This is a genomic window from [Clostridium] polysaccharolyticum (assembly GCF_900111595.1).
Classification (GTDB): Bacteria; Bacillota; Clostridia; order Lachnospirales; family Lachnospiraceae; genus Clostridium_AI; species Clostridium_AI polysaccharolyticum.
The window spans coordinates 97,838-112,116 of sequence record NZ_FOHN01000005.1 but is presented as its reverse complement, the minus strand read 5'-3'; the positions used below and the strand labels follow the sequence as shown (position 1 = coordinate 112,116).

Annotated in this window: 6 protein-coding genes; 5 read left to right on the top strand and 1 reads right to left on the bottom strand. The window is 36.6% G+C overall.

Features of this window, described 5'->3' with window-relative positions; genetic code table 11:
• The first annotated feature begins 236 nt into the window (after nucleotides 1–236).
• The 4 genes from aspS (at nucleotide 237) to BMY85_RS04760 (ending at nucleotide 10,958) form a co-directional block, all read left to right on the top strand.
• The gene (aspS, locus tag BMY85_RS04775) at nucleotides 237–2,003 is read left to right on the top strand and encodes an aspartate--tRNA ligase (RefSeq protein ID WP_092477157.1); all 1,767 of its coding nucleotides are present in this window, start codon (nucleotides 237–239) and stop codon (nucleotides 2,001–2,003) included.
• Between the two features lie 722 nt (nucleotides 2,004–2,725).
• Nucleotides 2,726–2,854: a hypothetical protein gene (locus tag BMY85_RS16025; protein ID WP_278280379.1), complete on the top strand. Its 129-nt coding sequence runs from the start codon at nucleotides 2,726–2,728 to the stop codon at nucleotides 2,852–2,854.
• 18 nt (nucleotides 2,855–2,872) lie between these two features.
• Nucleotides 2,873–5,947, top strand: coding sequence for a 3'-5' exonuclease (locus BMY85_RS04765; protein WP_330387207.1), 3,075 nt, complete (start codon nucleotides 2,873–2,875; stop codon nucleotides 5,945–5,947).
• Nucleotides 5,948–6,449: 502 nt separating this feature from the next.
• Nucleotides 6,450–10,958 carry a SpaA isopeptide-forming pilin-related protein gene (locus tag BMY85_RS04760; protein ID WP_092477013.1) on the top strand — a complete coding sequence of 1,503 codons (4,509 nt, stop codon included), beginning with the start codon at nucleotides 6,450–6,452 and terminating at the stop codon, nucleotides 10,956–10,958.
• 178 nt (nucleotides 10,959–11,136) lie between these two features.
• On the opposite strand, the gene BMY85_RS04755 is transcribed toward BMY85_RS04760, so the two are convergent.
• The gene (locus tag BMY85_RS04755) at nucleotides 11,137–12,780 is read right to left on the bottom strand and encodes a hypothetical protein (RefSeq protein WP_092477011.1); all 1,644 of its coding nucleotides are present in this window, start codon (nucleotides 12,778–12,780) and stop codon (nucleotides 11,137–11,139) included.
• A gap of 167 nt (nucleotides 12,781–12,947) precedes the next feature.
• On the opposite strand from BMY85_RS04755, the gene rimO reads away from it, so the two are divergent.
• The gene (rimO, locus tag BMY85_RS04750; protein ID WP_092477009.1) at nucleotides 12,948–14,279 is read left to right on the top strand and encodes a 30S ribosomal protein S12 methylthiotransferase RimO; all 1,332 of its coding nucleotides are present in this window, start codon (nucleotides 12,948–12,950) and stop codon (nucleotides 14,277–14,279) included.

Here is a 14,279-nt window from a genome sequence, read left to right as displayed (position 1 = left end):
ATCTTAAATATTTAACAATATCCGTTGTATTAATTTAATATCCATTTTGCAAAAAACTCTTTGTCTGTTAAGTTTTGTGCCGGAAACATTTTACATATCTGAAATTAGTTAGGTGAATAAGATTGGAAGTAGGCAGTTACATTCACAAAATCATCTTGCAATACACCTTTTCCAGTGTTAAAATAACAAGAGACTTTGGCGAAAAGAGCCAAAATACAAGTGAAGAGGTAAGTGATATGATGCAATCAAGAACGCATACATGTGACCAGCTAAGAGTATCGGATGCAGGCAAGACAGTTACATTAGTTGGCTGGTATGACAATATGAGACAAGTCAGCAAGAATTTAGGATTTTTGCTATTACGTGATTTTTATGGAGTAACGCAGATCGTATTTGAGACTGAAGAAATGATGGAAGCCATTGCTGGCGTGAACAAGGAATCTACTTTATTAGTAGAAGGTATTGTTAGAGAACGTTCCAATAAGACGGACTCTATGGCTACTGGTGAAATTGAAGTAGTACCATCTAGAGTTGAAGTATTAGGAAAATGCATTTATAATGCACTTCCATTTGAAGTTAGACAGTCTAAAAGTGCAGACGAAAACTTCAGATTGAAATATCGTTATTTGGATTTAAGAAATCCTGAAGTAAAAGATAAGATTTTGTTAAGAAGCCGTATTGTGGCTGAGTTAAGGCAGAGAATGAATGATTTGGATTTCATTGAAGTTACAACTCCTATTTTAACATGTTCTTCTCCAGAAGGAGCAAGAGATTACTTAGTGCCAGCAAGAAATCATCCTGGTAAATTCTATGCTTTGCCACAGGCTCCACAGCAGTTCAAACAGATTTTAATGGCATCTGGATTTGACCGTTACTTCCAGATTGCACCATGTTTTCGTGATGAAGATGCAAGAGCTGACCGTTCTCCAGGGGAATTCTATCAGTTGGATATGGAAATGGCATTTGCTTCCCAGGAAGACGTATTCCAGATTATTGAAACCGTTCTTCCTCCAGTATTTGAAAAATACGGAACATATGACCGTGCTTCTGGTACACCATTTACAAGAATTCCTTATTTAGAGTCTTTAGAAAAATACGGAACAGATAAGCCAGACTTAAGAATTGACTTAATTGTAAATGATGTAACAGAAGTATTTGGAAAAACAGAGTTTGGTCCTTTTGCAGGCAATAGTATCAAAGCTGTTAAAACAGATGGCTTTACTGCAACTAGAAAAGAAATTGATAAAATGTGTGCTGATGTTGAAATGGAAACGGGCAATAAAGCTTACTGGTTCAGAGTAGATGAAAACGGTAACTATGTTGGCGGTATCTCTAAGTTCCTCACACCAATTAAAGAGGAAGTGGATGCTGCATTAGGATTACAGGCAGGTGATTTTGTTGGTGTAACTGCAGGGGATAAACGTGCCGCACAGAAAACCTCTGGTGTTTTAAGAAGAATGTTAGGTATGAAAGCAGAGGGACATTTCGATAAAGAGTGTTATGAATTCTGCTGGATCGTTGATTTCCCAATGTATGAAATCGGTGAAGAGTCTGGAGAAATTGAATTCTGCCACAACCCATTCTCTATGCCACAGGGAGCCATGAAAGCTCTTGAGACAATGGAACCGCTTGATATCCTTGCATACCAGTACGATTTAGTATGTAATGGTGTAGAGTTATCTTCAGGTGCTGTTCGTAACCATGATCCTGAAATCATGGTAAAAGCCTTCAACATTGTTGGTTTAGGGGAAGAAGATGTGAAAGCAAAATTCCCGGCTATGTACAACGCATTCTGCTATGGAGCACCTCCACACGCAGGCATTGCTCCAGGGGTTGACAGAATGGTTATGTTACTTGCAGGAGAAGACAGCATTCGTGAGGTAATTCCATTCCCAATGAATAAACAGGCTCAGGATATTATGATGGGAGCACCTGCTGCTGTTGAACAAAAACAGTTAGACGATGTTCATATTCAGATTAATCTTCCTAAAGAAGAAGCGTAAGAATGATAGAACGGTCATGATGTTTAGTAAAAAATACATGATGATAGAATAGAAAATGAAAAGTGTAGTTTATTCGGTATAGGAGAGTGGCTACACTTTTTGAAATTGCAACATACAATTATAACCATAATATATATTATTATATAAAAATAATAAAAAATATACAATTATTATATGATATATTGTTAAATTGTTTAATTTGTGTTAGTATTGTAACATAGTCAATACAAAGAAAAGGATTAAACAGCAAGATAATTGGTAATTGTCAGGACAAAAAAGGACTGAATCTCATATTATGGAATGAGGTTCGGTTTTTTTGTGTACGCCTTGCGGCGCACGTTTCTAATGGGTGAAAGTCTCTAATTCGCCCCTAGTAGTGGGAAGGATATAGCCAAAGACAAGGGTGTCTATCGTGAGGTGGAATCTGAAGGAAGGTGGAGGCAGATCTCTGGTCTGACGAACAGAAACCACATCAGGCTACAGTTAAGGATAAGGTTGCAAAATAAACTAAAGTCCAATAACTACTCGGAATTAACTGCGGTAAATGTGGCAGATATATGGAGAGAAAGAAACGTGTGGGACCAAGGGAAGTCTCGTCAGCGGATGGAAACAGAGTATGAAATCCGTGAGTAACAACGAATGGCAAGAAGTCAGCAGAGGTCATAGTACCATTGTGGTTGCAAACATAATGGGAAGGACTGAACTTTAGGAGGTGTTAGTAAATGAATGTAACCAAAGATGGATTTAAGGACAGACAACTTCATATAGAAGACTATCTGCAAATGGTATCTGCGGAACAGAAAGAGTATGCAGAAGTGTTCGCTACCTCCTACCCGATTACAATAGTATAAAAAACAGGGAAGGGAGAAATGATGGAACAAAACTCAGAGTTACCTGGCATTACCAGAGAAGCGGAAGAGGAAATGCTAGAAAAGGTTATTCATACTGCACAGAGCAATCTAGAACAAGCCAAGCAGGAAGTAGAGAACCTGGCAGGAGAACTTCATGAATTATTAGAAACCTATAGTGAGAAAGATAAAGAGGCAATGGTTTTCTGGAATAATACAAAGGCAAGTTTAAGCAGTGCACAGGAAGACCTGCTTCGATGCCAGAAGGCCAGAAAGAAACCGTATTTTGGACGGATTGATTTTACGGATGAGAAAAGCCAGAAGCAAGAGGCGCTGTATATCGGAAGAGTCGGGATAAAGGAAAGTGCCATCAAGCGTTCCGTTATCGACTGGCGGGCACCTGTAGCTGCTGTATATTACGAAAATTCCCTAGGACCTTGCAGCTATAGTGTAAGGAATATAGGAACCTATGATATTGAACTGACAAGAAAACGTACTTATGAAATAGCAGATGACAGGCTAATGGATTACTATGATTCAGAAGTGGTAGCAAATGACGATTTGCTGACCCGTTATTTAGCTAAGAGCAAAAAAGCAGTATTAGGCGAAATTATTGCAACCATTCAAAAAGAACAGAATATAATTATACGAAAATCACCACGTAACAATATTGTAGTCCAGGGAAGTGCAGGTTCTGGAAAAACGACAGTAGCCATGCACCGTATTTCTTATATACTTTATAATTACGAAAATGAATTTCTTCCAAAAGATTTCTATATTGTAGGAAGCAATCGTATTCTGTTAAATTATATCACTAGCGTACTGCCGGATTTGGATGTGTATGGAATTTTCCAGATGACAATGGAACAGCTGTTTACAAGACTTATGTACGAAGACTGGGATGGGAAAACATTTTCCATAAAAAGCGTAAGAAAAGGCGAAGAAAACGCTGTTGTAAAAGGAACATACCGCTGGTTTCATGATTTGGAGAAGTTTGCGGCTGACTATGAGTGGGAACAGATTCCTCATGAAGATGTAATTACGGAACATACCAAGCGTGTACTGCTTACAAAAGAAGAAATAGAAACTTATATCAAAGAAAATGTCCAGGTCTCTATGCAGAATAAAATACTGCAGCTCAATGAGCGTATCATGGCAAGGCTGGAAAATGAAATATGCTGTAAAGATATTTCTTATACTCCCGAAGACAAAAAAGAGATGCGCCGGTTCTACAAAACCTACTTTGGCAAGAAAAAGTGGAAAGGTTCTATATTTGAAATGTACGAAACATTTTTAAAGAGACAGAATGAGAAAGGGGAAAATGTAGAACTGCCTGGTAATGAATTGGATGTGTATGATTTGGCAGCCCTTGCGTATCTGTATAAGCGGATAAAAGAAACGGAACTGGTTCGGGAGGCAAGCCATGTGGTCATTGATGAAGCACAAGATTTTGGAATGATGGCGTATGCATCGCTGGTCTACTGTTTAAGAGACTGTACTTATACCATTATGGGAGATGTGTCTCAGAACATTCACTACGGATACGGGTTAAATGACTGGGAGGAGCTTAAGAATCTGGTTCTGAAAAACAAGTTTGATACCTTTGGACTGCTTAAGAAAAGCTATCGAAATACCATTGAAATTTCCAGATTTGCTACGGGCATTTTGCGTCATGGAACCTTTGCCATATATCCAGTGGAGCCTATAATACGTCATGGAAATGAAGTGGCAATTACAGCATGTAAGGATAAGAAACAATTGCTAGAACATGTTTTGGAAACCATTAAAAACTGGCAGAAAGAAGAACATGAGACAATTGCAGTTGTCTGCCGTGATGAAGAAGAAGCAAAGGCAGTGCAGTGGCAATTACAAGAAAAAATTACTCTTGCAGACAGTAATTTAGAAACTGCTGAGTTTACAAGTGGGGTTATGGTTCTTCCAGTAGAATATACAAAAGGTCTGGAATTTGATGCTGTCCTCTTATGGAATCCATCTAAGGAAATGTATCCAGCAAATGATGAACATGTTAAGCTTCTTTATGTGGCTGCCACAAGAGCCCTTCATGAGCTGGCAGTCCTGCATACTGGTGATTTGACAGATTTGATAGGTACACAGGTTTCTGAGGAAAAAAAGATGAATGTTCTTTCCGAGAAGCAAAGCGAGGAGATATCAGAAAAGAAGAAAGTACCTAGAACGGTAATCGTTCAAAGTATCTCTAAAGTGGGCAAATATGTACAGAAGGAAGGTGATATCCTTGCAGGAGAAGAACGGCGAACAGGTCCGAAAAGAATAGCAGTACAGGGACAGCAAAAGAAAGAACCTGTAATTACGCCAGTGAGGAGAAAACGTTCCAAAGATGATAAAATCAATGATTCTCCATATCAGTTTGGTGATGTTCCAGATAACAGCAGGCTGCGGCCAGCAGGACACGGAAAAATTGATACTTCGGTACGTTTCCTAAATAGGAATAAGGATTATGCGGAAATTGCAAGCAGTTACGGGATGCTTCGGATTACGCCAGTTTCAGACCGGGTGATTCGGATTCGTTTTCGAAAAGGCCAGATGGGGGAATTTAAAGAAGTGGATGATGCAAAGTGGATTACTCCTCAGCCTAAGCCAAAGTGGGCGTGTAAGGAAACGAAAGACGCCATAGGGATCGGCACAGAAAAACTGCTGATCCAGATTGAGAAGAAAAAAGGAATTCTTAAATTTTTTACCCGAGAGGGAAAACTTCTTTTAGCGGAAAGGGAAAAAGATGCCAGACAGATTGAGGAAGTACAGGTATGGAATTTCTTCCAGTGGCCAGCCAAAGAGAAGCTTTGGGCAAGAGGTCTTGCCAGTGAGGAACTGATGCCAATGAATATGAAGGCGAGGTATATTTCTTATGGCAAGAGAAAATTACGGATGCCTTTCCTTGTATCGGACAAGGGATATGGACTGGCTATTGCGGCAGAGCGTGGCGTCATGTGCTGTGGCATTCCGATGTATGGAACTTATATCAGTGCAGAAGATACGGATCAGATAGATTACTATTTTATGTACGGAGGAAGCGCAGGAGCGTCCTTGGAATTGTATAAAATGATAAGAAAGAATTAGAAGAAATGAGAAAAAGATATGCTATGGATTTCGTAGTTTATCTTTTTTTCGTGTATGTCTGGCAACGCACGTCGCTAATGGATGAAAGTCCAATAATTACTCAGAATTAGCCTCCTGCTTGATTTTGAAAATACGGAAATTTAAATATCTGTTGCAAATGTGGAAAAATACAGAAAAATGATATGCAAAATAGCACGAACAGGCATATTGTGTATGTTAAGGTGCTGTTGTATAATGACTTATATGTAGGGTAAGTAAGATAAAGCGATTAGAAAATAAGTTGAAATGAATAAACTTTATACATGGGGATACATAAGGTTTATCGTTTTGTGGGGACTTAATTCCAGAAAACAGAGATACTTATTTTCTAAAAGATAATTTTATTCTATGTCAGAAAGGAGGCTGTTGGGGAAAGCTGTTACATAGGATAGTTAGGGGTTAAAGTGCTGATATATTGATTAAAAAAAGGAAAAAAGGGATTAAAAAGAAAGGATGTTAACGTATGAAAAGAAGAGTATTGGCAATGCTGATTTGTATGTTCCTTGTCATTCAAACATTTAATGGCAGTATTGTGTTTGCTAGTGACGATACAAATTCTGCAGCAGCAAGTGAATTGAATTTGAAAGAAAAAGGATTAGACAGCAACAATTTGTTTACTAAATTAACAATGAAAATGAATCCATTAAGTAATGGAAAAGTAAGTATTCGTTATCAAATGAATATGAACAATGATTATTTAGGCAATTATTGCAATCAAGTACAAAACAAAATTGAAAACGGTGAATTAGCGTGTGAAAACATTCCTTCTCGTGAAGGATGTACACAAGAGCAGTACGATGAAAAAGTAAAAGCATTTTTCGATGAATATTATCAAAGCTTAAGTGACGATGTGCTTCCAAAGCTGGAAGTTGTGGTTGTTTATGATAAGAGCTATTTTTCATTCAATGAGGAAAATGCACATACGGATCTGTATATCAATGGAACGGGTGAAAAGATTGGAGCTTGTGACCTTTCAAGAAATGCAAATGGAGATGTTGTTTTAAAATGCAGTTTTGAGAAGCTTTTATATAACCGAAGCGACGTTGAAATGAGTTTCCGTTTAGAATACTTATTAGAAAAAGAATTAACTGCGAAAGAAACAGTCATTCCTGTTTGGGATGAAACGAATAAAAAAGTAACGGGCAGAGTAGTAGAAGTAGAAGATGGGCTTGTAGAAATTGAGCCAGAATTTGAAATTACATTGTCCGCACCAGGAACTGTGAATAAACCATATATTGATTATGTAATCAATGCAAGTGTACATAATGGATATCTAAATAGCAGATCGATTGTAGATGTATTACCAGAAGGGTTATATGTGGAATCTGCTTCTTTAGACGGAAGAGTTCTTGATAAGAGTGAATATACAGCAGATCATGCGAAGTTTGAATATAAATTCCCACAATATGAAAGTACAAAAAAGAATGAAATTACAAGCAGCAAGTTAAAATTAAGGCTGTATCTTGGAAAGATAAAGTATAAAGAGCTTATGCAAAGCAATTCCATTAGTAAGCTGTTTAACAATGGAGCATATATTGCAAATGCTAAAACAGGTGAAATATTAAAGTTTTCGAATTCAACTGTGACCCATATGGAACTGCATTACTTAAACAAAAAAGGAACTCAGGAAGATTTATATGGAACTAGATTTAAATGGGAGGTTGAAGCAAATACCTATTTTAATCAAAAAGCAAATGCTTATTTAGTTGATACAATTAATGCATCTTCTCATGCTTATGATACGGAATATGGTGTTGATATTGAAACAGATAATCATGCAGGAGAGGTTGTCAATGTAAAACCAGTTATTGTACAGTCCAATATAGCTTATGAATCATTAACAGAAGATAATCTGGACGGACTTACAGCAGTACCAGGAAGTACAACGAAAAAAAGAAGTGTCTGCTATACTTACCAGGAGTCTACCGGTGAAGAAAGAAGCGTACTTGTAATTCCATGTAATCAATATGTTGGAAATGCAGTATCCATTACATATTATACAGACGCAGTATTACCAGAGGGAGTATCCAAGGAAGAATATACGGATTCTTCTGAACAAAGTTTTACCAATACCGTTCAGCTGGTTTGGGATGTGATTCAGTTGGGAAATGGAGATATTCCGTTTGATTTTAAAGCTGAAATAAACAGGGATATTCAGGCAAATACTATTATAGCAGAGAAAAGTTTTGCTTCTTACGATGCTTCTGTGCATACAATTACATGGAATGTAGATGTAAATAGTCATGGAGGTACTTTTGACAATGTTTGTATTCAGGATAAATTAAATCGGAATACAATGAGTTTCCCAGAAGAAATTATAAATGGGACAGGTACTTTAACAGCGGAACATAAGAATGGAGGTTTAAATGAAACTGTAGAAATATCAGGTTTCAACAATAAAGAAGATGGTAAACCATATTATATTATAGAAGAAGATCCTTCAAATGATGCTGTAGTAACCTTAAAGATTATGATGGAACATTTAGATAGTACAGAAAGCTATGTAATACCAGTAAAAACTGTAATTACAGATAAGGCATTCTACTTAAGTGCAGTAACAAAAGAATTTGAAAATAAAATCAGTACTTATGGTGAAGTTAATGGAAAATCATGTGGAAATGAATCAAAAGACAGTGAAAAACTGACCAATGATTTATTGGAAAAGCATGGTATGCTTTTGGGCTTCCAAAATTTAAGTGGAAAAACTTCTTACACATCTTATGATTTTAAAAATCATTTAACTAGATGGACCTCTACATTAAATAAAGATCAAAGATATTTAGAAAATGTAAGAGCAGAAGAAATACTTCCAGATGGTTCAACTTTTGATATGATGGCAGGAATGACTGTTTATGACAGTGAAGGCAAAAAGCTTTATGATATAAGAAGTACTGATGGTATTAATTTTACAATTAATGGGTCTCCTAAAGCGGCCGTAGAATCAGCAGATGGAATCTCTTTAGAGTTGCCAAATGGACAAGTTGTTACTTGGAAGGAATTAGAAGGAGAGAAAAAACTAGACAAAAAAGATATTTATGTTGAAAAAAATACTGTTAATGTTACATTTAAAGAACCAGTAAATTATGCATTTGAATATAACTTCTATGTAAAATATTCTGAAGAATACCGACGTGAAGTTCTTCAGAATAAAGAAACTTCAACATTGTCTGAAGTAAATCTTTATGCTCAATATAATGGAGAAAACTTAAAAATAAGAAAAGTAAATGATATTACCCTTAGGCCGAAGGCAATTGTGAAAGAAGGTAAATATAATAAAAACCAGGGAAATATTACATGGAATATCAATGTCAATGGAGACGGAGTAGATTTGACGGGCTATACAGTAACAGATAATTTAATTAGCCAGTTCGACTTAGAAGAAGATTCATTTAAAATCTACACAGCAGAAACGACATCTTTAGGTGAAACAAAGCTTTTAGAGAACATAACGGAAAATGTAAAGTCTAACATTACATTAAGAGGAACTTGTGGTTTTGCATTTACAATTCCAGAAGAATATGGAGACACTCCTCTTTGCATCAGTTTTAATACTGCAATTTCAGGTAATCTGAAAGCAGAGGATGCAGTAAACCAGGCGATTATTAACAATGGTAAAGTACAATATGTAAAAACAGGGCTTGTACAGCCTGCTGAAATGGAAGACTTTGATTTATACCAGTTTATTTCTGCCTCTCCATTAAATGCTCTTTTTGTATCAAAGGTAAGTAGCAGTAAGAATCAAAGTGGCGAGAATGAAATTGTATTAAGTGGAGCAGATTTTGAATTAGTTGCTATGACGTATGCTGACGGAAAATGGGTTGAAGATACATCCAAATACATGAAGAAGAGAACAACTAGAGTGGATCGAGATGTTTTATTCATTAATGTAGAAAAGGGAACGCTGTATGAGCTAAAAGAGATTAATGCACCAAACGGATACAAGCTGGACAATGAACCAGTTTATCTTGCATTTGCAGATACCAGTACTTCACAGCCAGCTTATCCAGAAGGAACGGTATTAATTGAAGGTGTTAAATATTATCAGAGTGTCATAGAAAATACATCTGCAGCTAGCTTAGAATTTTATAAAACAGGTCCAAAGAAAGAAGCAATAGAGGGGGCTCAGTTTACTCTTGCAAGAAAAGATGGCAAAGTAGCAGATAGGAATGCAGTTTCTGATGAAAATGGAAAGGTAACATTTGCTGGTATTGATGCAGGAGAGTATGTACTTACTGAGACAGAAGCACCAGAGGGATATTTGGTTAACAAACCATTAGAAGTTACAATTTCTTTATCCGAAACAGGAAAATACACTATGGAATTTGAAGCGAATGCAAATGTAACAAAGGATGAAGAGGGAATTATCTTTATTAAAGATGCTCTGGATCCTTCTGCAAGTGTAAAACCAAGTGTGAAACCAAGTGTAAAGCCAAGCCCATCACCAAGCGTGGTACCAAGTACACAGCCAAGCCCATCACCAAGCGTGGTACCAAGTACACAGCCAAGCCCATCACCAAGCGTGGTACCAAGTACAGAACCAAGCCCATCACCAAGCGTGGTACCAAGCACAGAACCAAGCCCATCACCAAGTGTGGTACCAGGTACTAATCCAAGTCAGAATTCTGGCTGTTCTTGCTGTTCCGGCTGTTCTTGCTGTTGTCATGGAAATTGGTTCTTTGGATTCTTTATAGGAAGTGGCTGTGGTTTTAATAATAACATGGGAGGCTGTTCCTGTGGCAGCAATCAAGGAATCAATAGCTGTGGAGGTAATCTGGCACAAGGAATCAGTTTATTATTAAACAGCTTATTTGGTAATCGTGGCTGTACTTGCAATAATCAGAATACGAATAATAATCTGAATAGTCTGTTAGCTAATATAGGACAGAATAATAGTAATGTAACTGGAACAGTGACAGGAAATACAGTAAATTCCGTTATTGGAAATATAGTAAATAATAATATGGCGGGATAAGCAGATAAAGATTAAAGTTTCTATCCAGCAGGAGTATCCTGCTGGATTTTTATACATTTTCAGACATAGAAAATGCTCCCTTCTAAGAATTAAGTGACTTTTTATTAGTTCACTTATCTGCCTAGAAGGGAGCATATTGCTTTTAGTGCGACAGTCCTTTTATTTGATTTACAGATAATTAGGAATTTAATTCGGTAACTTTACATACATCGCCACCTTGAATGTACTGGAATGCAATGGAATCACCAATATCATACTGGATAATTCTGATTTTTTCCGATACGTTAAAATCAAAGATTTCTTTGTAGCCTTCTAACATTACATAATAGTGAGTGTTTCCATCAATTACAACTTGTGCAATCTTGGAAATGACACCAGATGCATTCCCTGAAACCTCAGAATCCTTATTCACTAAATTGGAATTCTTAAGCTGTGTAATATAATTATTCTCACATTCAGTAATGGTATCTCCAGTAGCTACAACAGTATACTGTTCAATATTGATCATAGCATATTTTTTAACCAGCCCAGCACTGTCTTTTAAAGTTAAGATATAAGTTGGTTCATTGGCTACATTTAATAGAAGAGGGAAAGTGGCATTGTAACCGAGATTCTGTACTTTGCCTTCAGCTGATTGCATTGCTGAGTATTCTTTGGCACCAGAAACCGAATAATATTTTGTTTCGGCTGTTCGCTGGTTACATAGGATAAATCCTACTAAAGATTCATCACCACCTACACTGGTTACTCCCGTGTACATCCATACATCATCATTTAGTGCAATATAATTATATCCTTCTGTTGTCTGAAGACAGTCTTTCTGGCTAAAAAGTGTATTTAAATATCCATGTTTTAAAGAACCATAGTAATCGTAATAAGAAATCAGTAATTCGGAAGAGTATACACGGTCTACCCAAGTAGGTACATCTTCCACTTTGTAGTTTTTGTATTCTCCAGTAACAGCATTGACGATAACAGTATTTTTAATGGTTCTGCCACCGAATAGTCCGATTTTGTAACTGATAGCAGGACAAATCCAATATGGAATACCGTCTTCATCAATTTCAAAATTAATATGATCAAAAATATAAGTAGGGAAACGCAAGCGCAAGTACCGGTAAATATAACGGCCAAAATGTTCCGCATCGGTATATTTGATTCCTTTGCTTAATTTTACACATTCTACTTTCTGGGTTGCCATATCAATTTTCATATAAGCAGGTATGCCAGAACGGCGATTGCTTAACCATTTGAACAGGTTTCCGTAACGCAGAGGGGTTACTCTTACAGGACGGTTGTTGTAATTAATCTGTGAATAATGTTCACTTACCTCAAACTGAGAAACGTATTCCACCATGCTTCCCATTTTCCTTGAGCCTAGCAAAGATGCACTGTCACGATCTAATAAAGGAATTTCATTATAAGAAATCTGTTTTATGTCTTCTTTAAAATCTCCGTCAGAAATATGGATAAGCTTCTGGTATTGCTTTGCATTTACAATTGGAGAAGAAAGAATAGAACCAATAAGGAATACTGCAATCAGACAGGCGGTCAGAATAGACAGGCCGTAGGTCAGTTTGCTTTGTTTTAGTATCTTTAACAGATGAAGCTTTTTATCAGCATGCTGTACCTCATGGAATTTCTTTCGCTGCATAACCGCAGATGTAATGGTAAGGATGATAAAAAGTAAAATAATAAAGCCCCAGAATCCCTCAGAATGGATATTTATAGCGGGCAGGGCTAAATAGTAATAGATTCCACCAAGTATCAGTGTAACAGCAATGGAGATTAGTGAAATCTTCATTTTAATTGATTTTTTCATAAAGCGCCTCCTTTATTTCATTAAGCCTATCATATAAAAATATGAAGAAAATGTCAAATTCATAATCTGAAAAGTACAGTGGACAAAATTTTACTGTTTCCTTTTTAGATAAAAACTGTTAAAATGAAACTTAACGACTAAAAAAGAAACATGGAGAGGATAAAATATTGAAAATATTATTTATTTCTTTAGGCTGTGATAAAAATTTAGTAGATAGTGAAGTTATGTTAGGCCTTATTCGGGAAAGAGCATTTGAATTAACAGATGATGAAAAGGAAGCAGATGTCATCGTTGTCAATACATGCTGTTTTGTAAATGATGCAAAAGAAGAAAGCATTAACACTATTTTAGAAATGGCAGAGCTTAAGAAGACAGGAAAGCTTAAGGCATTAATTGCTGCTGGATGTCTTGCACAGCGTTACCGCAAAGAGATTGAAAAGGAAATTCCGGAAATAGATGCCATTATCGGAACTACTGGATATGAAGACATTGTTTCGGCTATTGAAAATGCATTAAGTGGCACAAAATCGGAATATTTTAAGGACTTATCCTATCTGCCAGATACAAAACATAAAAAACGTGTCAATACGACGGGTGGATATTATTCCTATTTGAAAATTGCAGAAGGCTGTGACAAAAACTGTACCTATTGTATTATTCCTAAAATCCGTGGAAGCTATAGAAGTGTTCCAATGGAAGATTTAATAGAAGAAGCAAAACAGCTTGTGGAAAGCGGAGTAGTGGAACTTATGTTAGTTGCACAGGAGACAACCCTATATGGAGTGGATCTCTATGGCAGGAAAATGCTTCCAACTCTATTGAAAGAGCTTTGCAGAATCAGTGGTTTACAGTGGATCCGCATTTTATACTGCTATCCAGAAGAAATTACAGATGAGCTAATCGAAGCAATCAAAACAGAAGATAAAGTCTGCAACTATTTAGATATTCCTATTCAGCATGGAGCAGACAGGATTTTAAAACGTATGGGCCGCCGTACAAACAAACAGGAACTTATTGATATAGTAACAAAATTAAGAAATAATATTCCTGACATTACTTTAAGAACTACATTGATTACAGGTTTCCCTGGAGAGACAGAGGAAGAACATGAAGAACTGATTCGATTTGTAGAAGATATGAAATTTGACCGCCTTGGAGTGTTCACATATTCACCAGAGGAAAATACGCCGGCAGCTTTACTAAAAGATCACATTGACGAAGAAGTAAAAGAACGGCGCCGTAATGAGTTAATGGAAGTACAGCAGGAAATTGCATTTGAACATGCGCAAAATGCAATATCTGCCAAATTAAAAGTCCTGATTGAGGGTAAACTACCAGAAGAAAATGTATTTATCGGCAGAACTTATAAAGATGCACCAAATGTAGATGGTTATATCTTTGTAAATTCTTCTTCTGAACTTATTTCAGGTCAATTCGTAGATGTATTCGTAACAGATGCAAAAGAATATGACTTGATTGGAGAAGTTATCTGGGAGTAA

Bases quoted from the DNA above. Each gene is read 5' to 3' on its own strand.
- BMY85_RS16025 (WP_278280379.1), top strand. From the start codon at position 2,726: ATGAATGTAACCAAAGATGGATTTAAGGACAGACAACTTCATATAGAA.
- BMY85_RS04755 (WP_092477011.1), bottom strand. From the start codon at position 12,780: ATGAAAAAATCAATTAAAATGAAGATTTCACTAATCTCCATTGCTGTT.
- BMY85_RS04765 (WP_330387207.1), top strand. From the start codon at position 2,873: ATGATGGAACAAAACTCAGAGTTACCTGGCATTACCAGAGAAGCGGAA.
- BMY85_RS04760 (WP_092477013.1), top strand. From the start codon at position 6,450: ATGAAAAGAAGAGTATTGGCAATGCTGATTTGTATGTTCCTTGTCATT.
- aspS (WP_092477157.1), top strand. From the start codon at position 237: ATGATGCAATCAAGAACGCATACATGTGACCAGCTAAGAGTATCGGAT.